This is a genomic window from Neisseria sp. Dent CA1/247 (genome assembly GCF_022870825.1).
GTDB lineage: Bacteria > Pseudomonadota > Gammaproteobacteria > Burkholderiales > Neisseriaceae > Neisseria > Neisseria zoodegmatis.
In genome coordinates this window covers 2,665,139-2,690,440 of sequence record NZ_CP091522.1, presented here as the reverse complement: position 1 = coordinate 2,690,440, position 25,302 = coordinate 2,665,139, and the positions used below count along the sequence as shown (strand labels likewise).

Genomic DNA, 25,302 nt, shown 5'->3' with positions numbered 1-25,302 from the left:
CTGCATGGCACACAATACCGTCCGCATTTTAGGCATAGACCCCGGCAGCCGCGTTACCGGCTTCGGCGTGATTGATGTGTGCGGACGCGAGCATTTTTATGTGGCGTCCGGCTGCATCAAAACCCCGCCGGATGCGCCGCTGGCTGAGCGGATTGCCGTGATTGTGAAGCATATCGACGAAATCGTTACCCTTTATCGACCGCAGCAGGCAGCCATTGAGCAGGTGTTTGTGAACGTGAACCCGGCTTCCACGCTGATGCTGGGGCAGGCGCGCGGCGCGGCGATGGCAGCTTTGGTGATGCGCGATTTGCCCGTGTTTGAATACACCGCCCTGCAAGTGAAACAAGCCGTGGTAGGGAAGGGGAAAGCGGCAAAAGAGCAGGTGCAGCATATGGTGGTGCAGATGCTCGGTTTGTCGGGCACGCCGCAGGCCGACGCCGCCGACGGTTTGGCCGTTGCGCTTACCCACGCTTTGCGTAACCACAGTCTCGCCGCCCAACTGCAACAAGGCGGGCTTCACATTAAGCGCGGCAGATTTCAACCTTGATTTATCGCTTATAATCCCTTCTCTCCACCCAATAAGGCCGTCTGAAAACTGCCATGAAATTTGCCTTTGTTATTCTCTATTTAATCCAGCTTTTGCCTTTCGGCGCGATTCAGAAGCTGGCCGATTTTATCGGCTGGTTGGCCTATTACGCCGTCGCACCGCGCCGCCGTGTCGGTATGGTGAATCTGCAAAAATGCTTCCCCGAATGGAGCGAAACGCAACGCCAAGCCGTTTTGAAACGCCATTTCCAACACATGGCCAAGCTCATGCTCGAATACGGCCTGTATTGGTACGCACCGGCAGAGCGCTTGCGCAGCTTGGTGCGTTATCAAGATAAACATCATCTGGACAACGCTTTGGCTGCCGGAGAAAAAGTGATTCTGCTTTACCCGCATTTCACCGCATTTGAGATGGCGGTTTATACGCTGAATCAAGATGTGCCGCTAATCAGCATGTATTCCCATCAAAAAAACAAAGCCCTAGACGAGCAAATCCTCAAAGGCCGCCACCGCTACAACAATGTTTTCCTGCTCGGCCGCAATGACGGCCTGCGCGCCATCATCAAACAACTGCGGCAAAACGACGCGCCGTTTCTGTATCTTCCCGATCAGGATTTCGGCCGCAAAGATTCGATTTTTGTGAACTTCTTCGGCATCCAAGCCGCCACCATCGAGGGCTTGAGCCGTATTGCCGCACTCACCAAAGCCAAAGTGATTCCCGCCATTCCCACCCGCGAAGCCGACGGCACGGTTACGCTGCGTTTCTATCCCGCGTGGGAAAACTTTCCGACCGATAACGTTGTCAACGACACCCAGCGCATGAACGATTTCATCGAAGCGCGGGTGCGCGAACAGCCGGAACAGTATTTCTGGCTGCACAAACGTTTTAAGACACGCCCCGAAGGAGAGGCCGGCTTTTATTGATTTTTCAGACGGCCTCCAATCATTCATCACACCTTGCTTACTCATTGATTCGCAATCGCTACGCCGAACTACATGCTCCTATTTTCAGACGGCCTAGCCAAAAAAAAACAGCGGCTGCGTTTCTTTCTTCATAAACCCCTCTTACCCATGCCCAAGCGGCTTACGGCAAATCTTTTATCCTGTCATATCATCATCTTGTAAATAAATTAATATTCGGTAGAAGCCACCAATAAATGCTGAAAAATCCGCATAAGTTGGAGAAAAATCCTGCCGTTTGCAGCAAATGCCCCGAAAAATTCCAAAAACATCTTGTTTAGCGCATCCTAAAGGAATGGTTATAAATCAAAAACTTTCAAAGCGGGGCTTGGCAAGGCAAGAAAAAAAGCGTACATTCCGACTACACCGAACTACATGCGCGACAGCGCACACGGTGATCCAAAAATCAAGCGAGAACAAAGGAGTAGCAATAAATGGCAAATTACCAAAACGAGATTAAAGTTGCAGACGAGCTGAAACAGAAAAACGGCAACGGCTGGCACAACATCACCCCCGAATATGTTGCCCGCATGCGTTTGCAAAACCGCTTCAAAACAGGCTTGGACATCGCAAAATACACTGCCGCTATTATGCGTAAAGACATGGCCGAATACGACGCCGACCACGGCAAATACACCCAATCACTGGGCTGCTGGCACGGTTTCGTTGCTCAACAAAAATTAATTTCCATCAAAAAACACCAAAAAACCACCGACAAACGCTATTTATACCTCTCAGGCTGGATGGTTGCCGGCTTGCGTTCCAAATTCGGCCCGCTGCCCGACCAATCCATGCACGAAAAAACTTCCGTGCCTGAGTTGATCGAAGAAATCTACACCTTCCTGCGCCAAGCCGACGCCCGCGAGCTGGACTTGCTGTTTACCGCGCTGGATGATGCCAACAAAGCCGGCGATTCTGCCAAAGCCAAAGAAATCCAAAACCAAATCGACAACTACGAAACCCACGTTGTGCCGATTATTGCCGACATTGATGCCGGTTTCGGTAACGCCGAAGCCACTTATCTGTTGGCGAAAAAACTGATTGAAGCCGGTGCTTGCTGTATCCAAATCGAAAACCAAGTATCCGACGAGAAACAATGTGGCCACCAAGACGGTAAAGTAACCGTACCGCACTCTGATTTCTTGGCGAAAATCAATGCCGTACGCTATGCATTCTTGGAGCTGGGCGTTGACGACGGCGTGATCGTTGCCCGTACCGACTCTTTGGGTGCCGGCCTGACCAAACAAATCGCGTTCTCTGCCGAAAAAGGCGACTTGGGCGACCAATACAACAGCTTCTTGGACGGCGAAGAAATCACCGACCTGAGCCAAGTGAAACCCGGCGACGTGATCGTGAACACCAACGGCAAAACCATCAAGCCGACCCGCTTGGCCAGCAACCTGTTCCAATTCCGCAAAGGCACCGGTATTGACCGCGTAGTGTTGGATTGTATTACCTCTCTGCAAAACGGCGCCGATCTGCTGTGGATTGAAACCGAAAAACCGCACGTCGGCCAAATCAAAGAGATGATGGACAAAATCCGTGCCGTTATCCCGAACGCCAAGCTGGTGTACAACAACAGCCCGTCGTTCAACTGGACGCTGAACTTCCGTCAACAAGTGTTCGATGCTTGGAAAGAAGCCGGTAAAGACGTATCTGCTTACGACCGCGACAAGCTGATGAGCGCCGATTACGACGATACCGATTTGGCTAAAGAAGCCGATGAGAAAATCCGCACCTTCCAACGTGATGCTTCACGCGAAGCCGGTATTTTCCACCACCTCATCACTCTGCCGACTTACCACACCGCCGCATTGTCAACCGACACGCTGGCAAAAGGCTACTTCGCCGACGAAGGTATGCTGGCTTATGTGAAGAACGTTCAACGTCAAGAAATCCGCAACGGCATCGCATGTGTGAAACACCAAAACATGGCCGGTTCGGACATTGGCGACAACCACAAAGAATACTTTGCCGGTGAAGCTGCGTTGAAAGCAGGCGGTAAAGACAACACCATGAATCAATTCTCTTAATCCCGATTTAGGATAAGAAGAGAATGAATGTTTCAGACGGCCTCACCTCTTAGGATGCCGTCTGAAACCACCCTCTTTATTTGCACAGAGTTGAGCTGTGCAAATAAAGGCAGGCGTAAAAGCCTGTATTGTTTGTGAAGCGTAAATCTCTGATTTGAGGTATTGGGCAATCCTTTGGGATTGCCCCTTTTTTTATGCGCCGCAAGTCGGCAGCGGTCATTCATCGTTTAGCATCTCAAATCGACATAAGCAGCCCGAAACGCTTCGGCTCATCTTTTTTACACAGCCTTGAGGCCGTCTGAAACCATCAAACCAGTTTCAGACGGCCTCAAAAGCGCGTACAATCACGCTATTTTTCCTATTGCATTCAACACCATGATTTACCCCAAAACCTATGATGTCATCGTGGTCGGCGGCGGCCACGCCGGCACCGAAGCCGCCCTTGCCGCCGCACGCATGGGCGCACAAACCTTATTGTTGTCGCACAATATCGAAACCCTCGGCCAAATGTCGTGCAATCCGTCTATCGGCGGCATCGGCAAAGGCCACCTCGTGCGCGAACTCGACGCGCTCGGCGGTGCCATGGCGCTGGCTACCGATATGTCGGGCATCCAATTCCGCCGTCTGAACGCCAGCAAAGGCCCCGCCGTGCGCGCCACCCGCGCCCAAGCAGACCGCATTCTTTACAAAGCCGCCATCCGCCACATGCTGGAAAACCAAGAAAACTTAGACCTTTTCCAGCAGTCGGTTGAAGACATCACCGTGGAAGGCAACCACGTTTCCGGCGTGATGACTGCCATGGGCGTCGAGTTCAAAGCCCGCAGCGTCGTGCTTACCGCAGGCACATTCCTTGCCGGCAAAATCCACATCGGCTTGGAAAACTACGCCGGCGGACGCGCAGGCGACCCCGCCGCACAAGGCTTGTCAGGCCGTCTGAAAGAGTTGGCGCTGCCCGTCGCCCGCCTCAAAACCGGTACCCCGCCGCGCATCGACGGGCGCACCATCGACTTCTCCAAACTCACCGAGCAGCCCGGCGACACCCCCGTGCCCGTGTTTTCCGTGCGCGGCAGCGCCGCCTTGCACCCGCGCCAAGTGTCGTGCTGGATTACCCACACCAACCTGCAAACCCATGACATCATCCGCTCCGGTTTCGACCGCAGCCCCATGTTCACCGGCAAAATCGAAGGTGTCGGCCCGCGCTACTGCCCATCGATTGAAGACAAAATCAACCGCTTCGCCGACAAAGACAGCCATCAAATCTTCTTAGAACCCGAAGGCCTGACCACCAACGAATACTATCCGAACGGCATCTCCACCAGCCTGCCGTTCGACATCCAGCTCGCCCTCGTGCGCTCCATGAAAGGCTTGGAAAACGCCCACATCCTGCGCCCCGGCTACGCCATCGAATACGACTATTTCGACCCGCGCAACCTCAAAGCCAGCCTCGAAACCAAAACCATCAACGGCCTGTTTTTCGCCGGACAAATCAACGGCACCACCGGCTACGAAGAAGCCGCCGCACAAGGCCTGCTGGCAGGCGCGAATGCCGTGCAGTACATCCGCGAACAAGAGCCGCTCACCCTGCGCCGCGAACAAGCCTACCTCGGCGTGTTGGTAGACGACTTAATCACCAAAGGTGTGAACGAGCCTTACCGCATGTTTACCAGCCGCGCCGAATACCGCCTGCAACTGAGGGAAGACAACGCCGACATGCGTCTCACCGAAGCCGGCTACAAAATCGGCTTGGTTTCCGAAGCCCAATGGCAGAAATTCGAGCGCAAACGCGAAAGCATCGAACGCGAAATCCAACGCCTGCGCAGCACATGGTACACCCCCGCCAAACTGCCCGAAAGCGAACAAGAACGCGTGTTCGGCCAAAAACTTTCTCGCGAAGCCAACCTGCACGACCTCTTGCGCCGCCCCAATCTCAACTACGCCGCCCTAATGACCCTGCCCGATGCCAAACCCGAACAGGAATTGGACGGCGAAGTGATCGAACAAGTGGAAATCCAAGTGAAATATCAAGGCTATATCGACCGCCAAAACGAAGAAATCGAAGGCCGCCGCGATATCGAAACCCTGAAACTGCCGTCTGAAATCGATTACAGCAAAGTCAAAGGCTTGTCGGCGGAAGTGCAGCAGAAACTCAACCTCAACCGCCCCGAAACCGTAGGCCAAGCCTCGCGCATTTCCGGCGTAACCCCCGCCGCCGTCGCCTTGCTGATGGTGCATTTGAAGCGCGGGTTTAAGGATGCGAAGTAAAATTAGCTTGAATTAAACGATGCCGTCTGAAATAAGCAGGCTACTGTGAATTCCTTTTGCAGAGGCTTCAGCTATTTCAGACGGCCTTTTTATGGAACAGAGGAGAACGAATTGGAACCAAAAACATTTGAATCGAGGGATGAATTCAACCGCAAACCTATTGCACAAAACATTATCAAACTGTTGTCTTCCGATATCGATATTTCACCGATGGTGATTGACGGCGGCTGGGGAACGGGTAAAACCGAATTTTGCCAAAAACTGATTGCTTTAATGAAACAGGAGCACCCTGATTATCAATTGGTTTATGTGGATGCTTTCCGCTCCGACCATAGCGGCGAGCCATTATTGGCTTTGTTGGCTCAGATAATTAAAGACTGCACACCTGAAGACCAAGCAAACGGCGAGCCGTCGCCAAAACGCAAGGAGCTGACAAAAAAGTTTGCTAAAGCTGCGGGATTTGTCGCTAAAACAGTTGCTAAGGCCGCAGCCGGCCATCTTTTAAAACAAAGTGTAGAAAACTTGGCAGATGAGTGGCAGCAGGATGTCGGCAATGAAACTGATTCAGATCAAGTGGCGGAAATCATATCTAATACCATGGTTAAGGTATCCGATAAAGCCATTGACTCCACAGTGGAAATTTTATTGAAAGAACAGATTGAAGCAGAGAAGAATTTAGAAGCTTTAAGAAAATGCCTGTCTGAATTTGCTAATGAAAAGCCCATCATTTTATTTGTTGATGAATTAGACCGCTGCCGCCCCGATTACGCGGTGGAAATGTTGGAAACCATCAAGCATGTGTTTGATGTGGCGAATGTTAAGGTGGTTTTGGTAACAAATACCCAGCAGTTACGGGCTGCCATTAATCATCGATATGGTTTGGCTGTAGATTCGCAAAAATATTTGGATAAGTTTTTAAAATACAGTTTTACTTTGCCGGAAAAATCTTTAGATCAACATGATGAAAAGTATCAGGTTTTGGCATCTGTGAAACATTTTACCCAATTAGTACAGGCAAGCAGTATTCTTCAAGATACAGGAGTAAATAATCATCCATATCAGTTAGTTATGTTTTTTGCAACATCCTTGGTTGCAAGGAACGAGTTATCGCTTCGCGAAGTGGAAACTTTTGTCCGTTATTTGGAAATTTACCATCGGTTAAGTAGGGGGTTAGCTTCTAATATCATTACAGGTTATCAATTCTTAAGGATTACCGGTGTATTTTTATTTTGCTTCCAGCAGGATATCAAAGAATCGATCATTAAAAATAAAACCGATGGAAAACAGATTGCGAGGGTGTTTGGTTTGGAGCCCCTAATGAACTGTCGTGATCTACCACCTAGGCGACCTATTGACAAAGTTATTGCTGTTGCTTTAGCTAAAAGTAGTGTATTGAATGGTCAAGATTTTATTTCTTCGAATGAAGAGGTAAATCAAGCATGGGAAGAATCAATAGGCTTATGTTTTAATCGCGGCCGGGATGCTCCTGAAAATATGTTTGCCCCTGTTAAAGAAGCCATCAGATATTTACAGCTTGGAAAATTAGGATACTGAAGCAAAAACGTCACCTTTAATAAGGAGCTGACATAGATTGACGGTTATTTTGGGCTGCTTAAATCAAGTTAAAGCATTGCAGGGTGTGGTTTACACGATAGCTTGCGTCGTTAGACGTAAGTTAGATGTCAGCAGTTTTTGCATCACTTGATATTGGTCACATTAATCAATAGTGCTGGGCATTTTGGGCATCAGGCAAAACGTGCTTTACAAATATACAGCGGAATCAATCTGAAGCGATTGCCTCTGCTCTTGGATGAATATGAATCTCGTTTGAGTTGGATATCTTAAAGGGTAGTTTATTTACTATATTGTTAAGGCCGTCTGAAAAAGATTTTTAGCGAAACTCGCAAGGCTTGTTTTGGCGAAGCAGCCTGCCAAGGTCGCTTTCAGACGGCCTTAATCGAAAAGTAAGGGTATGAGTTTTTAATCCAAAAACTCTTAAAATGACCTAAAAAACAAAACAGGCTGCAATTGCTTGCAGCCTGTTTTGTGATTTATCTGGTGGGTCGTGAAGGATTCGAACCTTCGACCAACGGATTAAAAGTCCGCTGCTCTACCAGCTGAGCTAACGACCCGAATAAGAACGAAATTATATAAAACAATCATTCTTACGTCAATCGGTTTATACCATTTCTTTCTCAGAAAAATCAGGAAGCAGATCGAAATAAACTTTCAATCTAGAAAATCTCCCGCCAACTTATGCGTCGTACGCTGTTGCAAACCTTGCCGTCAACTTCCAAAGTCTCTTGGTCGGTTTTCAGGATAAAGCGTTTGCCTTTTTTAGAGAAGCAGTGGTTTTTAGGGGCGCCGCTACCTCCTTCATTTAAAGGCTTATCAGTGCCTGTGCCGCCACTATCTCCGTCGGGGGTGACAGAGTAATCTCCTGCGCGTGTACCATCAACATAATTGAAATTGATGATGCCTGAGTATCGCATACCGGCAGCTATGGCATTAGGATCATCGGCTTTCTGAATAAACTTGATATGCGCATCTGCTTTAGAAACTTTTCCTCCGGTTGCGGCGTTTAAAGCCAATACCCAGCTTGAGCTGTCGGTTTTGCTGTTGGTTACCGTCGGCAAACACAGGTCGCCGTCGGCTGATCTTGTGGTGGTTGTTTGCGAATGGTAAATGCGGGTGCTGATGAAAGCACTTCTAAGAACCATGGTCGGCTTAACCACAACACGTTCACCATCACCTGCGCCAAGATTAACTTTCCACCCCTTGTGTGTTTGGGGGTTGAACGGATGGTTGGTTACTTCGCGCAGATCACCATTTACGGTTAATATTTGCTGCAACAGTTGGTCGGACTTTACTTCTTGAGGCTGTTGGCTGACATCATCATAAATGCCATACACTGCCTGTTGGACTTTGCTGTCTCGATCATCTTGGTAAAGCTCACTGCCTGTGCCGAAAATCACAACATATTTATCTTTGCCCATTCGGGAAACGGCCGGTGCGGAAGTGATGGGTTGCTCGGTAGAGCCTTGATAAATGAGGTCTGCTTTCCATGTGTCTGGATTACCGCGCAAATCGAAGCGGTACATATTGCCGCGATAGTCTCCGGCATAGGCAATATCAACCACACCGTCAAAATCTGTATCCACTAAAGTGGGGCCGGATAATCCTCCCATGGCGTTTGGAATAACAATTTTTTTCATTAATCTGCCTTTGACGCCTATGGGTTGGCCGTTGTAGGCATTTTGTCCGAGCATGTTGTAAACGTATAGGGCGGTTTCTTGGCTTTCTCCTTTTTCATCGGAATAGCCGTTTGCCAAAAAGCCGGCGTAAACCACATTTTCGCGAATGTTTACTTTTCCCTTGGTTCGTGTTACAGCAACGCGCCCGATTTGCGGAGTGCTCACGGTATAGCCAAGGTGGTTGTTGACGCCTTTGGCCGTTTCAAACAAAGGTACGGTGTTAATCCAATCGTTAACGGGGCTGTCAATACCTGTGGGTCGATTGGTTCCACGGTCATGGCCGCCGATATTGAGTGCATAAGCACCGCGGCCTCCCTGCCCCAGTGTGCCGAATAAGAAGGAATGGCTTTGATTGTTTTCGGGCGCGGTACGGCGTAAAACTAATCCGCCATTGATTAGATAATGATGCGGTTGGCCTTTTTTGCCGTAGTCTTTATGCGCGACATCTTTCAGCAGCCGCCCCATGGTGTTGCCGATTTCACGATCCGTGCCCGCCGGGATATAGCTGAGTTTCAAACTATATGGATGTTGCCGGTTGTGTGCTTGGAATAAGTGCACCATGCCGTCGTTTGCTGCGGTTACCAGATATTTTTGACGGTTATCTACCAAGTCGCCGATGGTTAAAATCGGCGTATCCAAAATATCTCCCAAATTGCGTTGGTTGTCCGAATCGTTTGCATGGGTATCGGCGGAAGCGGCCGAACCTGTGGGACGTATGCGATAAGGCTGGCTAAAGTTGGAGGTTTCGGCGCGGGCGGATAAAACATTGTCGTCTTGGGCGCGGGTTATCCACGGAATCAACGCTTCACGCCATTCGTTTGCAGGTGCGGTTGACGGAAGATTGAACATGCCGTTGTTGCCGTTTTCGATATTGTCTGCCCAGTAAACTTCTTTACCGCCGGAGGTGCCGATAGGGCGGCCTAGGTTAATCAGCGTTTTGCGTTCGCTAAACAAAGGTTCTTTAGTGTGAGCAGTATTCAGTTTGCCTTCGGAATTTACATCGAAGAATTTAATCCGGCTGCTCCACGAGCCGGTATTCACATCAACAATAGCGGCAAGATTGGGTACGCGGTTACCGAATACGGCAGGGGCAACCGTGCCTGTTGTTTTAATCGGAATGTTGGCATCTGCAATATTTTCGAAAATAGAATTGAAAGATCCAACTAAAGATTCTGCATTTTGAGCATTAAAGAAATACGATGGCTTACTGGCACCTTTACGCAAATATTCTCTACCTGCATCTGACAAACTGCTTCCGAAGCCTACCGTGAAGGTTTCGGCAATTTGCTTTGAATAATCGGCAGGGTCGTCAGGATGTCCGTCCCAATGCCGCTCCTGATACTTCCCGGTAGGATTGCTATCGCTTTTCTTTTTAAAATCTTTGGTTGCCAACGTATGGCTGAACCACTGTAAGCCCGACTCTCTATCCCAAACCGGATCCCAAGTGTCATCAGATCTTTTTGATTGACCATTTGCACCTATAGTGGTGCGTGATTTATGTTGAGCAATGCCGCCTACTTTATAACCAAAATACGGATCATCAACAAAGTTGGGAATATAAGAACCCTTGTAGACTTCACGTCTACTATTATGGTCATAGAGAATATTTTGACGAGGGGGAGTTCTATTGCTTCGGGAGGGATGTAATTGGGGAACTACATTTCCATATCTATCAAAATCATAGCTTAAATTGGCATCCCCATCCGACATCACAACAATATAATTCTTCTGACAACGGTAAAGAGTGTTATCCATAACCGTTTTAGCGGTTTCATAATAAGCTTTGGTAGTCGGTGTGCCTCCACTCGTCTTCAATCGGCTTATCAGATTTTTCATTTCCTGATAGGTGATATAACCGTTGCGGGTATTCAAACTTGGATCATTTAAAGTATGCAGCCCCCATTTGAAATTGTCCCGATATTTATCTAAAACGGCATTTAAGGCATCTTTGGTTACCTTCATGCGCGAAACCTCGCTGCTATAACGGGGTTCGCTATCTGAGCCGACTACCCATCTCATACTGCCTGAGTCATCAATTAGAAACATGACTTGCGGTTTGACTTTATTTGCTTCCACTTGGTTTTCATTTTGCAGATGCAAAGGAATCTCTGCAAACGCAGCAAATGCCTCCAAGCTCATAAATGCTAAAGCGGAAGCAATTGAATAGATAAGAAGGCGGGGTTTGCTTTTGTGATGAATATCAATTTTTTTCATAATGTGTCATCTTTCAACAGTTTTTATTCGTCTGTTTATTAGATATTTTTTGTTATTTTAATTTCAATATCATATTTTAACACCAAATGTTTCATATCTGCCATTCTTGATATTATTTCTTTGTTTACGGTAACGATTAACATGATGTGAATGAAACATTTTCCCAAGTTGCTGCTTGCAGGGGATTTGTTTTCCGTCTTGAAAAAATAAGGGGGTTCGCTTAGAATGTATTGCTTCTGAGGCAACGGCGAGTATGCCTTAAAAAGCACGTAACACAGATTAAGTCATCTGTGCGGCGTGTTTTTTTTTACCTCATACCTAATTAATATTGAGTGCAGAGGCCGTCTGAAATTACGGCTGTTCTTTTTTCAGACGGCCTGTACAAAACCAGCAGATACGATAGGAAATCATGATGACAACACCCGCAATCTTAGTGCTTGCCGACGGCAGTGTATTTCACGGAACGTCGGTGGGGTTTAACGGTACGACTTCCGGCGAAGTGGTGTTTAATACTTCCATGACCGGTTATCAGGAAATCCTTACCGACCCTTCTTACCGCAAACAAATCGTTACCCTTACCTATCCGCACATCGGCAATACCGGCACCAACGGCGAAGACACCGAAAGCACTGCCGTTCATGCTGCGGGTTTGATTATCCGCGACCTGCCGCTTCTGCACAGCAATTTCCGCAGCAGCGAGAGTTTGCAGGAATATTTGGTTCGCAACCAAACCGTAGCGATTGCCGACATCGACACGCGCCGCCTTACCCGCATCTTACGCGACAAAGGTGCGCAGGCCGGTGCGATTTTGACCGGTGCGGACGCTACCGAGGAAAAAGCGCGTGAATTGATTGCGGCATTCGGTAGCATGGTCGGCAAAGATTTGGCGAAAGAAGTAACTTGCGGCGAATCTTATGAGTGGACGGAAGGCGAATGGAAGCTGGGCAAAGGTTTTGTGATGCCGTCTGAACAGCCGTTTCACGTTGTTGCCTACGATTTCGGCGTGAAAACCAATATTCTGCGTATGCTGGCTGAACGCGGTTGCCGCTTGACCGTTGTGCCTGCGCAAACGCCGGCGAAAGACGTGTTGGCGATGAATCCCGACGGCGTGTTTCTTTCCAACGGTCCCGGCGATCCCGAGCCGTGCGATTATGCGATTGCGGCGGTAAAAGAGTTGCTGGAAAGCAAAAAACCGCTGTTCGGCATTTGCTTGGGACATCAATTGTTGGGCTTGGCTGTCGGCGGCAAGACACGCAAAATGACGTTTGGTCATCACGGCGGCAACCATCCCGTGCAAGACTTGGAAAGCGGTAAGGTGATGATTACCAGCCAAAACCACGGCTTTGAGGTGGATGCGGAAACCCTGCCTGCCAATGTGAAAGTGACCCACCGCTCACTGTTTGACGGTTCGTTGCAAGGCATTGAGTTGACCGACCGTGCGGTGTTCAGCTTCCAAGGCCACCCTGAAGCCAGCCCCGGCCCGCATGATGTGGCTTATCTTTTTGATAAATTTATCGACAATATGAAGGCGGAGAAAGCTGCGTAAGTTTTTGGCAAAACTCGCTTTCAGACGGCCTAATGGTTTGGTTGAACAGCCGAATGCTTGAATAGAGCGTTCGGCTGTTTTTCGATGGCGGTGGATATTTGATGGGCAGGAAAGATGATGGTGCTTGTGTTTGAGGCCGTCTGAACATTCAGACGGCCTGTTGTGTGTGTGAACCAGACGGATTGAGACCTTTGCAAAACCCCCATCTGCGGCGCATTTCTGCGTTGTGCGTTTATGCCCTAAGGGTACTGCTCGCTCGTTTGCTTATCTATCTGATATGTCTGCACTCGCTGCGCTGCTACGCCTTGAACTGCATCCACATCTGAGGGTTTTGCAAATGCCTCGGATTAGGTCTCAAGCTGGGCTTGGGTATTCGGGCGGCGGACATATGGCCGGACAAAAGCAGTGATGAAAAATCCCCTTCGGCATTGGGAGCCGGAGGGGATTTTGTTTGAGGCTTTTCGACGGTTGAGGCCGTCTGAAAAAGTTTGAGGGTGCTGAATATTAGTCGAAAATATCGCGCACTTTGTCGAAGAATGATTTTTGACGCGGTGTTTGCGAGCGATCCAGCCCGGTGGAGATTTTTTCAAACTCTTCCAACAGCTCTTTTTGGCGGTCGGTGAGGTTGACGGGGGTTTCCACAACCACATGGCAATACAGGTCGCCGACAGCGCTGGAACGCAGTGATTTGATGCCTTTGCCTTTAACGCGCATGCGGCGGCCGGTTTGGGTTTCTTTGGGAATGCTCAGTTTGACTTTGCCGTCGAGCGTGGGGACTTCCACTTCGCCGCCGAGTGCGGCAATGGCAAAGCTGATGGGCATTTCGCAATGCAGATCCAAGCCGTTGCGCTCGAAGGTTTTGTGTTCTTTCACATGAACGACAACGTATAAATCGCCGCTGGGCGCACCGTGCATACCGGGTTCGCCTTCGCCGCTGAGGCGGATGCGTTGGCCGTCGTCGATACCGGCGGGAATGTTGACTTCAACCGTTTTGGTGGTTTTTACGCGGCCTTCGCCACGGCATTTGAGGCAGGGGTCTTTGATTTCTTTGCCTGTGCCGTGACAGGTGGGGCAGGTTTGCTGCATCTGGAAAATAGCTTGGCGCACATGGATGGTGCCTGTACCGTGACAGGTGGAGCAGGCGGTTGCCGAGGTGCCGGGTTTGGCACCGCTGCCGTGGCAGACATCACATTCTTCGTAGGTGGGAATGGTGATGCGTTTTTTGATGCCTTTGGCGGCCTCTTCGAGCGTAATTTCTACGGCGTATTGGAGGTCTGCGCCCTGATAGCTGGGCTGACGGCCGCCGCCTGCCGCGCCGCCGAACATTTGGCTGAAAATGTCGCCGAAATCGAAGCCTTGGGCACCGCCGAATCCGCCAAAACCGCCGCCGAATCCGCCTGCGCCCATATTGGGATCGACGCCGGCATGGCCGTATTGGTCGTAAGCGCTGCGTTTTTGTTTGTCGGACAAAATATCGTAGGCTTTTTGAACTTCTTTAAATTTTTCCTCCGCTTCGGCGTTGCCGGGATTGCGGTCGGGATGGTATTTCATGGCGAGTTTGCGGTAGGCTTTTTTGATTTCGTCATCACTTGCACTACGGGCTACGCCGAGGGTTTCGTAAAAGTCTTTGCTGCTCATAATTTTTAATGGTAAGGGTATGTGAAAATTGGCATGTAAATAAGGGCTGCTTGGGAAAACTCAAGGGCGGAAGTGATATTTTGGTGCTGTGTGTTTTGGCGTGGAACGTGGCTTGAGGCCGTCTGAAAAAATAGAAAGCCTTTGCCGATTTGTATTGAGTTGGGCAAAGGCTTTGAGTGATGTTTGGAGACGGCGTTTAATGCGCGGTGGTTTTCATGCACGCGACTTGATGTGCGGCGGAACCTTGCAGCATCGGTTTGGTTTCGGCGCAGCCTGCGTCGGCCTGCGGGCAGCGGGTACGGAATACGCAGCCGCTGGGCGGGTTGATGGGGCTGGGCAGGTCGCCGGGGAGCAGTTGGATGGTTTTGCTGCGTTCGGCTTCGGGGTCGGGCTGCGGCACGGCGGACATCAGGGCTTGTGTGTAGGGGTGGGCGGGGCGGTCGTACACGGCTTGGTCGGTGCCGAGTTCGACGGCGTTGCCCAGATACATCACCAGCACGCGGTCGGAAATGTGTTTGACTACCGATAAATCGTGGGCGATGAAAATCAGCGTCAGCCCCATTTCTTTTTGCAGTTCTTTCAAAAGGTTGATAACTTGCGCCTGAATGGATACGTCGAGCGCGGAAACGGGTTCGTCGCAAATAATCAGCTTGGGCTTGAGTATCAGCGCGCGGGCGATGCCGATGCGTTGGCATTGGCCGCCTGAAAACTCGTGCGGATAGCGGTTGATGAGGTTGGGCAGCAGGCCGACTTTGGCCATCATTTCTTTGACCTGCTTTTCGATGTCGGCTTTTTTGAGCTTGGGGTAAAAGGTTTTCAGCGGTTCGGCGATGATGTCGCCGACGGTCATGCGCGGGTTGAGCGAGGCCAGCGGGTCTTGGAAGATCATTTGGATTTCGCGCCGTTTCAGGCGCATGGCGGCGGGGGCGAGCGCGGTCAGGTCTTCGCCTTGCCAGATGATGCTGCCGCTTTTGGCTTTGACCAAGCCGATGATGGCGCGGGCGAGGGTGGATTTGCCGCAGCCGGATTCGCCGACGACACCGAGGGTTTCGCCTGCTTTGAGTTCGAACGATACGCCGTTGACGGCTTTGAGGGTGGCGGGCTTCTGCCAAAACCATGCGCCGTTGGCCTTGATGTCGAAGGTTACCTGCAGATCGCGGACGGATAATAAGGTTTCACTCATGCCTGTGCTCCCTGTAAAAATTCAGACGGCCTGTGGCAGGCGCGTTTGCGGTGGTCGTGCAGGATTTCCAGCGGCGGGGCGTTGCTGCGGCAGGTGTCTTCGACAAAGGCGCAGCGGTCTTGGAACGGGCAGCCTGCGGGCAGGTTGCTGAGGTTGGGCGGGTTGCCGGGAATGGTCGGCAGCATTTCGGTGTCGGTGTCCAAGCGCGGCACGGCACCGAGCAAGCCCAAGGTATAGGGGTGGCTGGGGCGGTAGAAGATATCGTCGACGCTGCCGTATTCCATGGTGCGGCCGGCATACATGACCAACACTTGGTCGCAAATGCCGGCGACTACGCCTAAATCGTGGGTAATCATGATGATGGTGGTGCCGAAATCGCGTTTGAGGTCGTTCAGCAGCGCCATGATTTGTGCTTGCACGGTTACGTCGAGCGCGGTGGTGGGTTCGTCGGCAATCAGGAGTTTGGGACGGCACAACAGTGCCATGGCAATCATCACGCGTTGGCGCATGCCGCCTGAAAATTCGTGCGGATACATGCTGATGCGTTTTTTGGCTTCGGGGATTTTCACGGCTTCGAGCATACGCACGGATTCGGCCCATGCTTCGGCTTTGCCCATGCCTTTGTGCAGGCGCAGCACTTCGGTAAGCTGGTCGCCCACGCGCATATAGGGGTTGAGCGAGGTCATCGGGTCTTGGAAAATCATGGCGATTTGCTCGGCGCGGATTTTGTTTAACTCGCGCTCGGGCAGGCAGAGGATTTCGCGGCCGTTGAAAACGGCGGAGCCGGAAGTTTGGCCGTTTTTGGCCAAGAGCCCCATGATGGCGAAGGCGGTTTGCGATTTGCCGGAGCCGGATTCGCCGACGATGCCCAGCGTTTCGCCTTCGTGCAGATCGAAATTGAGTTTGTTGACCGCGGTAACGAGGCCGTCTTCGGTTTTGAAGCGGACTTCGAGGTCTTTTACTTGCAGTAAGGGTGTGCTCATTGTTTTTTCCTTTTCAGACGGCCTCAAGCATCAAGAGGCCGTCTGAAAATATTGATCTTTCTTGGTTTATCTGTCTTTCGGGTCTAATGCGTCGCGCAGGCCGTCGCCGATGAAGTTGAAGCAGAACAGCGTAACCACCAGAAATACGGCAGGCACGAGCAGCTGCCACGGCGCAATCTGCATGGTGTTCGCACCGTCTTGCAGCATCGCGCCCCAGCTCGTCATCGGCTCTTGCACGCCCAAGCCCAAGAAGCTGAGGAAAGATTCAAACAAAATCATGCCGGGCACGAGCAGCGAGGCGTAAACCACCACCACGCCGAGCACGTTGGGCACGATGTGGCGGAACACGATATCCCGCCGCGACACGCCGCACACATAGGCGGCTTCGATGAACTCTTTGCGCTTCAGGCTGAGGGTTTGCCCGCGCACAATCCGCGCCACGTCGAGCCACGACACCATGCCGATGGCAACGAAGATAAACGCCAGATTACGGCCGAAAAAAGTTACCAGCAGAATCACGAAAAACATAAACGGAAACGCGTTCAAAATCTCTAAGAAACGCATCATCAGCATATCGGTTTTGCCGCCGAAAAAGCCCGACACCGCGCCGTACACCACGCCGATAATTACGGCAACCAAGGCACCGGCCACGCCCACCATCAGCGAAATGCGTCCGCCGACGGCCACACGGGTGAGCAGGTCGCGCCCGAGCGAATCGGTGCCGAAATAGTGTTTGTTGTCGAACGAGGGCGGCGACTGCATCGCGCCCCAGTCGGTGTGGGCGTAGTCGTAGGGGGCGAGCAGCGGCACAATCAACACAAACAGGCATACCAAGAGCAGAATCAAACCGCTGGCCAGCGCGGCGCGGTTGTGGCGGAAGCGCCGCCATGCGTCTTGCCACAGGCTGCGGCCTTTGATGTCGGGAGACGGGTTGTCGAGTGCGGCAGCCAGCGCGGCGGCCTGTTTTTTACTGACCATCATGGTTATGTGCCTTATGGTTTTTTTATTCTGTTTACTGGTTACTAGCAAGATGAGGCCGTCTGAAAAGCGGCAACCGTTAAATTGAATATCGTGTAACTGTATCGTCATACTCGGGCTTGACCCGAGTATCTCAGGTTTCTGTGAGCTTGGAGATACTCGGGTCAAGCCCGAGTATGACGAATGTGCTGTTTATCAGCCGCTTGAGTTAACGGTTTTCAGACGGCCTCTTGAATCAATAGCGGATTTTCGGATCAATCACGGCATACAGGATATCGACCACGGCGTTGAACACAATGGTCAGCACGCCCACGAGAATGGTCAGGCTCAGCACCATGCCGTAATCGCGGTTGAGTGCGCCGTTCACGAAAAGCTGTCCGATACCGGGCAGGCCAAATATGGTTTCAATCACAATCGAGCCGGTGATGATGCCCACAAACGCCGGGCCGAGGTAGGAAATCACCGGCAGCATGGCGGGGCGCAAAGCGTGTTTCCACACGATGTAGCGGGTGGGCAAACCTTTGGCGCGGGCGGTGCGGATAAACTGGCTGTTCATCACTTCAATCATCGAGCCGCGCGTAATCCGGGCGATGCTTGAAATATAGGCAATCGCCAACGCGGCCACGGGCAGCACCAAGTTGCTGAACGCGCCGCCGTTCCAGCCGCCTGCGGGCAGCCATTTCAGCCAAATAGCAAAAATCAGCACCAGCAGCGGAGCTTTGACAAAGCTGGGAATCACTACGCCCGTCATGGCTACGCCCATAGTGATGTAGTCGAGCCATGAGTTTTGTTTTAAGGCGGCCAGCACGCCGAGAATTACGCCGACAACCAGCGCGATTATGAAGGCGTAAAGGCCGATTTCCAGCGATACGGGAAAGGCTTGCGAGAGCAGTTCGTTAACCGTGTAGTCTTTGTATTTGAACGACGGCCCGAAATCGCCGTGGGCAAGCTGTTTCAGGTAATTGAGGTATTGCAGCCAGATGGGGTCGTTGAGATGGTATTTGGCTTCGATGTTGGCCAGTACCGCGGGCGGCAGGTTGCGCTCGCCGGTAAACGGGCTGCCCGGAGCCAGCCGCATCATGAAAAACGATACGGTAATCAAAACAAACAGCGTGGGAATGGCTTCCAATATACGCTTGATGATGAATTTCAACATAAGTAAGCCTTAGTCGGGGTTTGTGCCGGCGGTGCGGCCGTTTCAGACGGCCTGTGGTTGTTATGGCTGTATCTATATAGTGCGTTTAAGCAGAGGCCGTCTGAAAAATGATGTTTTATTTTTCAGACGGCCAATCTTACAAGGCAGAGCCTGAAGGATTAGTGTTTCAGAATCTTCCAGTTTTTAATCTGCCAGTTGTCCATCGGGTCTTGGGTGGAGTAGTTGGCAACATACGGTTTCACCAAACGTGCGCTCACATAGTGGAAAACGAAAATGGTGGCTGCGTCTTTATCCATCACGGCTTCGGCTTGGCTGTACAGCTCGCCGCGTTGTTCGGGCGTTACGTCGCCGCCGAGGGTTTTCAGCATCAGACCGTCGAACTCAGCGCTCTTATATTTGCCGTAGTTGCTGCTGTTGTCAGACTTGAATGCGTTTAGGAAAGTAGAAGCCTCGTTGTAGTCGGCACACCAGCCGCCGCGCGCCATTTGGTGTTTTTGGTTGCGGCGGGTGTCGAGATAGGTTTTCCACTCTTGGTTCACCAGACTCACATTCACAAAGCCCAAAGCTTCTTTCCACAAGGCGGCAGCGGCCACGGCATTTTTCTTGTGGTTTTCGTTGGTGTTGTAGAGCAGCTCGAAATTCAAAGGCTTAGACTCGCCGTAACCCGCTTCGGCCAGCAGTTTTTTCGCCTCTTCGATGCGCTTGGCTTTGTCCCATGCTTTCCATTCCGGCACAAATTCTTTCATGCCTTGGGCGGCAGGCGGCGTGAATTGGTAGGCCACGGTTTCGCCGCGTCCGAGCACTTTTTCCACCAGCGTATCACGGTCTAACGCAAGCTGGAGCGCCTTGCGTACTTTTTCATTGTCGAACGGCGGCTTGGTGTGGTTGAACTCGTAGTAGTAGCTGCACAGATAGGGCGCTACTTTCATTTGGTCGCCCATTTCCTGTTGCAACGACTTAAACTGCTCGGTCGGAATATCGTTGTAAGTGAATTCCACCTCGCCGGCTTTGAAGCGGCTCATGTCGGTGGGCGGCGAAGAAATCGGCAATAGCGTGGCTTTGGTGATGGTGGTGTTGACATCGTCGAAATAATTCGGGTTGCGCTCCAACACGATTTGGCTGTTAACGTCCCACGCTTTCACGGTGTACGGGCCGTTTACCACGATATTGGTGGGCGAAGTCCATTTGTCGCCGAATTTTTCCACCGTAGCTTTATGCACGGGTTTCACGGAAGTGTGGATCAACATGTCGGGGAAGTAAGGCACCGGCTCTTCCAGCGTGATTTCCAGCGTTTTCTCATCCACGGCTTTCACGCCCAAAGTGTCGGGCTTGGCTTTGCCTTCGACGATTTTGGCAGCATTGGCTACTTTGGCATCGGCCAGATAGCTGGCATAAGGCGACGCGGTGGCCGGGTCGGTAACGCGGTGGAAGCTGTATACGAAGTCTTCGGCGGTAACGGGATCGCCGTTGCTCCATTTGGCATCACGCAGCGTGAATGTCCATGTTTTGTTGTCGGCACTTTCCCATTTTTCCGCCATGCCCGGAACGGTGTTGCCGTCGTTGTCGGTAGAAGTGAGGCCGACCAAAATCTGACGGATGATGCCGGATTCGGGTACGCCCGACACTTTGTGCGGGTCGAGCGATTCGGGCTCGGCGCCGTTGTTGAGGACGATTTCTTGCTTTCCGGCCAATTCTTCAGACTGATTTTTCTGTTGACTATCGGGGGGGGGATTATCTCCGCCGCCGCAAGCTGCCAATCCGAAAACAGCTGCTAAGGCAAGCAGCATCATTTTTTTAGAAAAAACGGGATGGTGGTGTGCCATGTTTTTCTCCTTTGAATATAAAAGGTTTTTAGCTGATAGGGCTTTTCAATCAGGCCTATTCTTTTTTAAATTAGGTAAAGCTGTCAAGAAAAATTTTACATTAATACATGAGCAAAAAATGGATTTTTACAGAGTAAAACATCTATTTTTTACTCTGTTTGAGTCTGCCGAAACATTCCCGCTTCCGTTTGAGATAACCGGAGGGAAGCTATTGAAGCGGTGGAACATTCCCGCTAAACTGCCATCATCTGTTTAAAGGCCGTCTGAAAACGATAAATTCTTTTTCAGACGGCCTAAGATACACACGCCGCTGCAAACATTGCGCTTGCAGCCCGAGCACGTCAGCGTCATTGCGCCGCTGCGAAACCGATAGAGAAAGACACGATATGACCGTATCTCCCGTAGCCTTGCGCCGCAAAACCGAGCGCAAGCCGCACGCTACCGCCCAATATTGGCGCAAATGCCAAGTCGAAGAACTCTTCGCCATGCCGTTTTTAGACCTCGTCTATAAAGCCGCGCAAATCCACCGCGAAAACTTCAACCCGCAAGAAGTCCAGCTCTCCACCCTGCTTTCCATCAAAACCGGCGGCTGCCCCGAAGATTGCGAATACTGCCCGCAATCGGCGCACTACAACACCGGCCTCGAAAAAGCAAAAATGATGGACGTGGAAGAAATCGTCGAAAAAGCCAAAATCGCCAAATCGCGCGGAGCCAGCCGTTTCTGCATGGGCGCGGCGTGGCGCGGCCCCAAACCGAAAGACGTAGAAACCGTGTCGGAAATCATCAAAGCCGTGAAAGGCTTGGGTTTGGAAACCTGCGGCACTTTCGGCATGCTTGAAGACGGCATGGCCGAAGATTTGAAAAACGCCGGTCTCGACTACTACAACCACAACCTCGACACCGACCCCGACCGCTACAACGACATCATCCACACCCGCCGCCACGAAGACCGCATGGACACGCTGGGCAAAGTGCGCGGTGCAGGTTTGAAAGTGTGCTGCGGCGGCATCGTAGGCATGAACGAAACCCGCCCCGAACGCGCAGGCTTAATCGCCAGCCTCGCCAACCTCGACCCGCAGCCCGAAAGCGTGCCGATTAACCAGTTGGTCAAAGTGGAAGGCACGCCGCTGGCCGATGCCGAAGATTTGGACTGGACGGAATTCGTGCGTACCATCGCCGTCGCCCGCATCACCATGCCGAAAAGCTATGTGCGTCTGTCGGCCGGCCGCAGCGACATGCCCGAAGCCATGCAGGCCATGTGTTTTATGGCGGGCGCAAACTCGATTTTCTACGGCGACAAACTGCTCACCACCGAAAACCCCGAAGAAGACGGCGACCGCGTGTTGATGGATAAACTGGATCTGTATCCGTTGCAACATCAGGGCGAGGGCTAGTATGCAGACATGAGCCTGAACATTTAAAGTGAATTTACAACATTGCGTTAAACCGACATTTAGCCTGTTATTTCAATTGTTGACTCAATTAACAATTCAATTTATACTTCAACTGACATACCGCCCTTAGCAGTAAGCCTTTCTACTTAATCATCCTGAAAGTGCCGAGCCTTTGGGCATTTTTTTGCATAAAATAAATAAGAGGAGTAACTATGCCCACAGCCGTTTTAATTGATGGCGCATTTTTTATCAAACGTATCCGCCATTTTGAAAAACACAATGCTTACAATGCCGAACATATTGCTTCTCTCGCTTTGGCTTTATCGTTGAACCATCTTTCTCAAAAGGTAAAGGTAAACGGTATCGAACAGCAACAGCGCGACACTCTCTATAGGATTTTCTTTTACGACTGCCCGCCTTTAGAAAAGAAAATGCACAATCCCATATCTAAAAAGTCAATCGATTTTTCAAAGTCGGATGAAGCCGTTTTCCGCCGCGAACTTCATAAAGAATTGATTAAACAAAGAAAACTCGCCTTACGTTTGGGAAAGTTATCTGAAATGTCTGATTGGCGTTTAAAACCCGAAATCATGAAAAAACTGCTCAAAGGCGAAATCAATCAAACCGACATAACAGAAAATGATGTAGTTCTAGATGTGAAACAAAAAGGTGTTGATATGCGTATTGCACTGGATATTGCATCTATCACGTTTAAAAAGCAGGCCGACCGCATTGTTTTGATTTCCGGTGATTCCGATTTCGTTCCTGCCGCCAAATTGGCTAGACGTGAAGGGATTGATTTTATTTTAGACCCTATGTGGAAAGATATTCCTGATGATTTGTTTGAGCATATTGATGGATTGAAAACCACCTATTTCCGCCCGACACCAAAATAACCATCTCTATTCAAGAGGCCGTCTGAAACGTTCAGACGGCCTCTCATCTTTGCCCGAACCGATCAACGGTTCGAGCCTTGCACCATATCCATCAAAAACAGCCGGCAATCGAGATTGCCGTTATACAGCGGCACTTTGCGTTTGGGCGAAAGGCGCATGAACTTCGGCATATCGCGGTCGCCGGTGAACATGCCCACCAGCCAGCCGGCGTAATGCTGTTTCAGCCAAGTGCCCAGTTGCGGATACAGAGCCTGCAATGCCTGCACTTCGGCCAAGCGCACGCCGTAGGGCGGGTTGGATATCATGATGCCGTTTTCACCGTTGGGGCGCACGGATTGCGCGTCTTTCACTTCCCAGCGGATGATGTCGTCCACCTCCGCTGCCTGCGCGTTGGCAATCGCGGTGCGTATCATGTGGCGGTCGTTGTCGCTGCCGCCTATGGCAGAGGCCGTCTGAAACTGGATTTGCTGCTCGGCTTCGCGGCGGATTTTTTCCCACAATGTTTTATCGAACCCTTGCAGTTTTTCAAATCCGAAACGGCGCATCAGGCCGGGGGCGCGGCGGGTGGCAATCCATGCCGCTTCGATGGCAATCGTGCCGCTGCCGCAAAACGGGTCTTGAAACGGCTGCGTGCCGTCGTAACCGGCCAGCAGCAGCAAACCGGCGGCCAGATTTTCGCGCAGCGGCGCTTCGCCGGTTTCTTGGCGGTAGCCGCGTTTGAACAAGGCTTCGCCGCTGGTGTCGATAAAAATCTGCACGGTTTTGTCGTTGATAAAGGCGTGAATGCGCACGTCGGGCTGCACTTTGCCCACGCTCGGGCGGGCGTTGCAGGCTTCGCGGAACGCGTCGCACAGGGCATCTTTGATTTTCAGGCCGACAAAATCAAGGCTCTTCACCCGCGCGCGCTTGCCTTCCACTTTCACTTTGAAGGTCTGTTCCAGTGCAAACCAGTTTGTCCAACGGATATTGCGGGCGAGTGTGTAGATGTCGTTTTCGTCGCGGTAGCTGCTTTTGGTCAGTTGCAGCAGCACGCGGCTGGCGGTGCGCGAATGCAGGTTGACGCGGTAAACGTGTTCCAACGTGCCTTTGCAGGCAACGCCGCCGTCGGTGGCTTCAATCTGCGTGCAGCCTTGTGCGGCCAATTCTTGGGACAATACGGTTTCCAAACCGCGCGGGCAGGTAATAAACAGGGAATATTGGGTCATGATGCTTTCTTTGTGCAGAAGCATTCAGGCCGTCTGAATGCGTTGGTGAATGGATGGTGTGGATTATAACGGGGTATGGGGCGCGCCGTCGGATTATTTCAGACGGCCTCTTCGGGTGCTTGCTTGATGGCAAGCATAAAATAGCCGGCAAATGGTTTGAAACGGCGGCGGTTAAAACAGTCGATTAGACGAAACGGCATAAAAAACCACACTATGCGAGTGTAAAGCCGAAAGAGGGCGGCGAAGCTCGGTTAGGTCTTTTCAGACGGCCTCGATATGAGCGGGCACGCTAGCAAATCACACCGGCGGGTAATATTTTCTGCCGTACTTTCAGCCTGTTGGCGTAGTGTATTGGCTCTATATAGGCCGTCTGAAATAGTTCAAGCGCCGACAAAATAACAAAAAATCTTTAAATTACAAATGTTAAGTCTCGAGAAATCGTGTAATTCATCAAACGCCGCCCTTGTGCAGCGGTCATATAAGCACAATACTTTATCGCATGGAAAGCGCAGTTGGCGCCTCCCCGATTTAATCCTGATAGGAGTATAAAAGATGAAAAAAGCGTTATTGACTATTTTGGCTTTGGGTTCTGCCGCTGCGGTATCTGCACAGCCTACTTCTACTTTCGTCGGCCCGGCTGTGGAAGTCGGTGTCGGCGTGAGCAAAGGCGACATCAAAGGCGGTGACTTCGACGAGAAATACAAAGCCGATATGGCCTTGCGCGGTAACTACAATATCGAATACGGCGCAAGCAACTGGATTGGTGGTGCCGAAGTGGCCGTGAAACCCGTTCACCGCACGATCGGCGAAACCAAAGCCGGCAAAATCAAGCAAAAAACCGATGCTTCTATTTCGTATGTAACCGGCTACCGCTTCGTGCCTGAAGCCTTGGCTTACGGAAAAGTCGGCTACCACTACGGTAAATTCAAAGGCATGGGCGACAACACCATGCACGGTATCGGCTACGGCACCGGTTTGAAATACGCAGTAGCGCCGAATGTAGAAGTGGGCGGCGAGTGGGAGCAAACCCGCTTCAAACGCGCCGGCAACAAAGTGAAAAACAACAGCTTCATGGCTACTGTGGGCTACCGTTTCTAAGCCTGAGCAGCACCTGACTGTTTGATTGATACAAACCTTGAGGCCGTCTGAAATATTTCAGACGGCCTCAAGGTTTTTGCCGTTGATGTGCAGCGCGGAAGGCAAATAGGATAAAACCGCAGGCGGTTGGCGT

At 51.1% G+C, this 25,302-nt stretch carries 17 protein-coding genes, 1 tRNA gene and 1 pseudogene; 10 read left to right on the top strand and 9 right to left on the bottom strand.

The features are described 5' to 3' along the window. Positions 1-4 precede the first annotated feature (4 nt). The 5 genes from ruvC to LVJ85_RS12990 all read left to right on the top strand — a co-directional run bounded on the left by ruvC (position 5) and on the right by LVJ85_RS12990 (position 7,355). Entirely contained in the window at positions 5-547 is a 543-nt protein-coding gene (gene ruvC / locus LVJ85_RS13010; protein WP_085363958.1) for a crossover junction endodeoxyribonuclease RuvC, read from the top strand. A gap of 53 nt (positions 548-600) precedes the next feature. Next, positions 601-1,470 carry a lipid A biosynthesis lauroyl acyltransferase gene (locus LVJ85_RS13005; RefSeq protein WP_244740276.1) on the top strand — a complete coding sequence of 290 codons (870 nt, stop codon included), beginning with the start codon at positions 601-603 and terminating at the stop codon, positions 1,468-1,470. 470 nt (positions 1,471-1,940) lie between these two features. Then, entirely contained in the window at positions 1,941-3,539 is a 1,599-nt protein-coding gene (locus LVJ85_RS13000; protein WP_004282590.1) for an isocitrate lyase, read from the top strand. Positions 3,540-3,914: 375 nt separating this feature from the next. Then, the gene (gene mnmG, locus LVJ85_RS12995) at positions 3,915-5,801 is read left to right on the top strand and encodes a tRNA uridine-5-carboxymethylaminomethyl(34) synthesis enzyme MnmG (RefSeq protein ID WP_244743246.1); all 1,887 of its coding nucleotides are present in this window, start codon (positions 3,915-3,917) and stop codon (positions 5,799-5,801) included. A 111-nt stretch (positions 5,802-5,912) separates the two neighbouring features. Then, positions 5,913-7,355 carry a P-loop NTPase fold protein gene (locus LVJ85_RS12990; RefSeq protein ID WP_244740274.1) on the top strand — a complete coding sequence of 481 codons (1,443 nt, stop codon included), beginning with the start codon at positions 5,913-5,915 and terminating at the stop codon, positions 7,353-7,355. Positions 7,356-7,857: 502 nt separating this feature from the next. On the opposite strand, the gene LVJ85_RS12985 is transcribed toward LVJ85_RS12990, so the two are convergent. Together LVJ85_RS12985 and pilC are read right to left on the bottom strand one after the other, a co-directional pair. Beyond that, positions 7,858-7,933: transfer RNA gene (locus tag LVJ85_RS12985), tRNA-Lys, on the bottom strand. A 102-nt stretch (positions 7,934-8,035) separates the two neighbouring features. Then, entirely contained in the window at positions 8,036-11,269 is a 3,234-nt protein-coding gene (pilC, locus tag LVJ85_RS12980; RefSeq protein ID WP_244740272.1) for a PilC family type IV pilus tip adhesin, read from the bottom strand. A 412-nt stretch (positions 11,270-11,681) separates the two neighbouring features. On the opposite strand from pilC, the gene carA reads away from it, so the two are divergent. Beyond that, positions 11,682-12,815, top strand: coding sequence for a glutamine-hydrolyzing carbamoyl-phosphate synthase small subunit (gene carA, locus LVJ85_RS12975; protein WP_244743244.1), 1,134 nt, complete (start codon positions 11,682-11,684; stop codon positions 12,813-12,815). Positions 12,816-13,006: 191 nt separating this feature from the next. Then, positions 13,007-13,224 (top strand): annotated as a pseudogene (locus tag LVJ85_RS12970) (lipoprotein signal peptidase). A 95-nt stretch (positions 13,225-13,319) separates the two neighbouring features. Here the strand turns inward: LVJ85_RS12970 and dnaJ are convergent. The 6 genes from dnaJ to LVJ85_RS12940 form a co-directional block, all read right to left on the bottom strand. Continuing rightward, the gene (gene dnaJ, locus LVJ85_RS12965) at positions 13,320-14,453 is read right to left on the bottom strand and encodes a molecular chaperone DnaJ (protein ID WP_244740269.1); all 1,134 of its coding nucleotides are present in this window, start codon (positions 14,451-14,453) and stop codon (positions 13,320-13,322) included. A gap of 196 nt (positions 14,454-14,649) precedes the next feature. Then, on the bottom strand, positions 14,650-15,636 hold the full coding sequence (gene oppF / locus LVJ85_RS12960) for a murein tripeptide/oligopeptide ABC transporter ATP binding protein OppF (protein WP_244740267.1): 987 nt from the start codon (positions 15,634-15,636) through the stop codon (positions 14,650-14,652). Continuing rightward, entirely contained in the window at positions 15,633-16,619 is a 987-nt protein-coding gene (gene oppD / locus LVJ85_RS12955) for an oligopeptide ABC transporter ATP-binding protein OppD (protein WP_244740265.1), read from the bottom strand. Before oppD ends, oppF begins: the two co-directional genes overlap by 4 nt. 66 nt (positions 16,620-16,685) lie before the next feature. Then, on the bottom strand, positions 16,686-17,600 hold the full coding sequence (gene oppC / locus LVJ85_RS12950) for an oligopeptide ABC transporter permease OppC (RefSeq protein WP_244740263.1): 915 nt from the start codon (positions 17,598-17,600) through the stop codon (positions 16,686-16,688). Between the two features lie 232 nt (positions 17,601-17,832). After that, the gene (oppB, locus tag LVJ85_RS12945; protein ID WP_244740260.1) at positions 17,833-18,753 is read right to left on the bottom strand and encodes an oligopeptide ABC transporter permease OppB; all 921 of its coding nucleotides are present in this window, start codon (positions 18,751-18,753) and stop codon (positions 17,833-17,835) included. 158 nt (positions 18,754-18,911) lie between these two features. Beyond that, positions 18,912-20,576, bottom strand: coding sequence for an ABC transporter substrate-binding protein (locus LVJ85_RS12940; protein ID WP_244740258.1), 1,665 nt, complete (start codon positions 20,574-20,576; stop codon positions 18,912-18,914). A 386-nt stretch (positions 20,577-20,962) separates the two neighbouring features. On the opposite strand from LVJ85_RS12940, the gene bioB reads away from it, so the two are divergent. Then, positions 20,963-21,970 (top strand): biotin synthase BioB, encoded by a 1,008-nt coding sequence (gene bioB / locus LVJ85_RS12935; RefSeq protein ID WP_244740256.1) that lies wholly within the window; start codon positions 20,963-20,965, stop codon positions 21,968-21,970. Positions 21,971-22,296: 326 nt separating this feature from the next. Further along, positions 22,297-22,866 carry an NYN domain-containing protein gene (locus LVJ85_RS12930; protein WP_244740254.1) on the top strand — a complete coding sequence of 190 codons (570 nt, stop codon included), beginning with the start codon at positions 22,297-22,299 and terminating at the stop codon, positions 22,864-22,866. Positions 22,867-22,928: 62 nt separating this feature from the next. Here LVJ85_RS12930 and LVJ85_RS12925 read toward each other — a convergent pair whose 3' ends face one another. Continuing rightward, positions 22,929-24,074, bottom strand: coding sequence for a class I SAM-dependent RNA methyltransferase (locus LVJ85_RS12925; protein WP_244743241.1), 1,146 nt, complete (start codon positions 24,072-24,074; stop codon positions 22,929-22,931). 549 nt (positions 24,075-24,623) lie between these two features. On the opposite strand from LVJ85_RS12925, the gene LVJ85_RS12920 reads away from it, so the two are divergent. Continuing rightward, entirely contained in the window at positions 24,624-25,169 is a 546-nt protein-coding gene (locus tag LVJ85_RS12920) for a porin family protein (protein WP_085363969.1), read from the top strand. Positions 25,170-25,302: the final 133 nt, after the last annotated feature.

What these genes read in the sequence shown, in the direction of transcription:
- ruvC (WP_085363958.1), top strand. Translation starts at nt 5, where the DNA reads ATGGCACACAATACCGTCCGCATTTTAGGCATAGACCCCGGCAGCCGC.
- LVJ85_RS13005 (WP_244740276.1), top strand. Translation starts at nt 601, where the DNA reads ATGAAATTTGCCTTTGTTATTCTCTATTTAATCCAGCTTTTGCCTTTC.
- LVJ85_RS13000 (WP_004282590.1), top strand. Translation starts at nt 1,941, where the DNA reads ATGGCAAATTACCAAAACGAGATTAAAGTTGCAGACGAGCTGAAACAG.
- mnmG (WP_244743246.1), top strand. Translation starts at nt 3,915, where the DNA reads ATGATTTACCCCAAAACCTATGATGTCATCGTGGTCGGCGGCGGCCAC.
- pilC (WP_244740272.1), bottom strand. Translation starts at nt 11,269, where the DNA reads ATGAAAAAAATTGATATTCATCACAAAAGCAAACCCCGCCTTCTTATC.
- carA (WP_244743244.1), top strand. Translation starts at nt 11,682, where the DNA reads ATGACAACACCCGCAATCTTAGTGCTTGCCGACGGCAGTGTATTTCAC.
- dnaJ (WP_244740269.1), bottom strand. Translation starts at nt 14,453, where the DNA reads ATGAGCAGCAAAGACTTTTACGAAACCCTCGGCGTAGCCCGTAGTGCA.
- oppF (WP_244740267.1), bottom strand. Translation starts at nt 15,636, where the DNA reads ATGAGTGAAACCTTATTATCCGTCCGCGATCTGCAGGTAACCTTCGAC.
- oppD (WP_244740265.1), bottom strand. Translation starts at nt 16,619, where the DNA reads ATGAGCACACCCTTACTGCAAGTAAAAGACCTCGAAGTCCGCTTCAAA.
- oppC (WP_244740263.1), bottom strand. Translation starts at nt 17,600, where the DNA reads ATGATGGTCAGTAAAAAACAGGCCGCCGCGCTGGCTGCCGCACTCGAC.
- oppB (WP_244740260.1), bottom strand. Translation starts at nt 18,753, where the DNA reads ATGTTGAAATTCATCATCAAGCGTATATTGGAAGCCATTCCCACGCTG.
- LVJ85_RS12940 (WP_244740258.1), bottom strand. Translation starts at nt 20,576, where the DNA reads ATGGCACACCACCATCCCGTTTTTTCTAAAAAAATGATGCTGCTTGCC.
- bioB (WP_244740256.1), top strand. Translation starts at nt 20,963, where the DNA reads ATGACCGTATCTCCCGTAGCCTTGCGCCGCAAAACCGAGCGCAAGCCG.
- LVJ85_RS12920 (WP_085363969.1), top strand. Translation starts at nt 24,624, where the DNA reads ATGAAAAAAGCGTTATTGACTATTTTGGCTTTGGGTTCTGCCGCTGCG.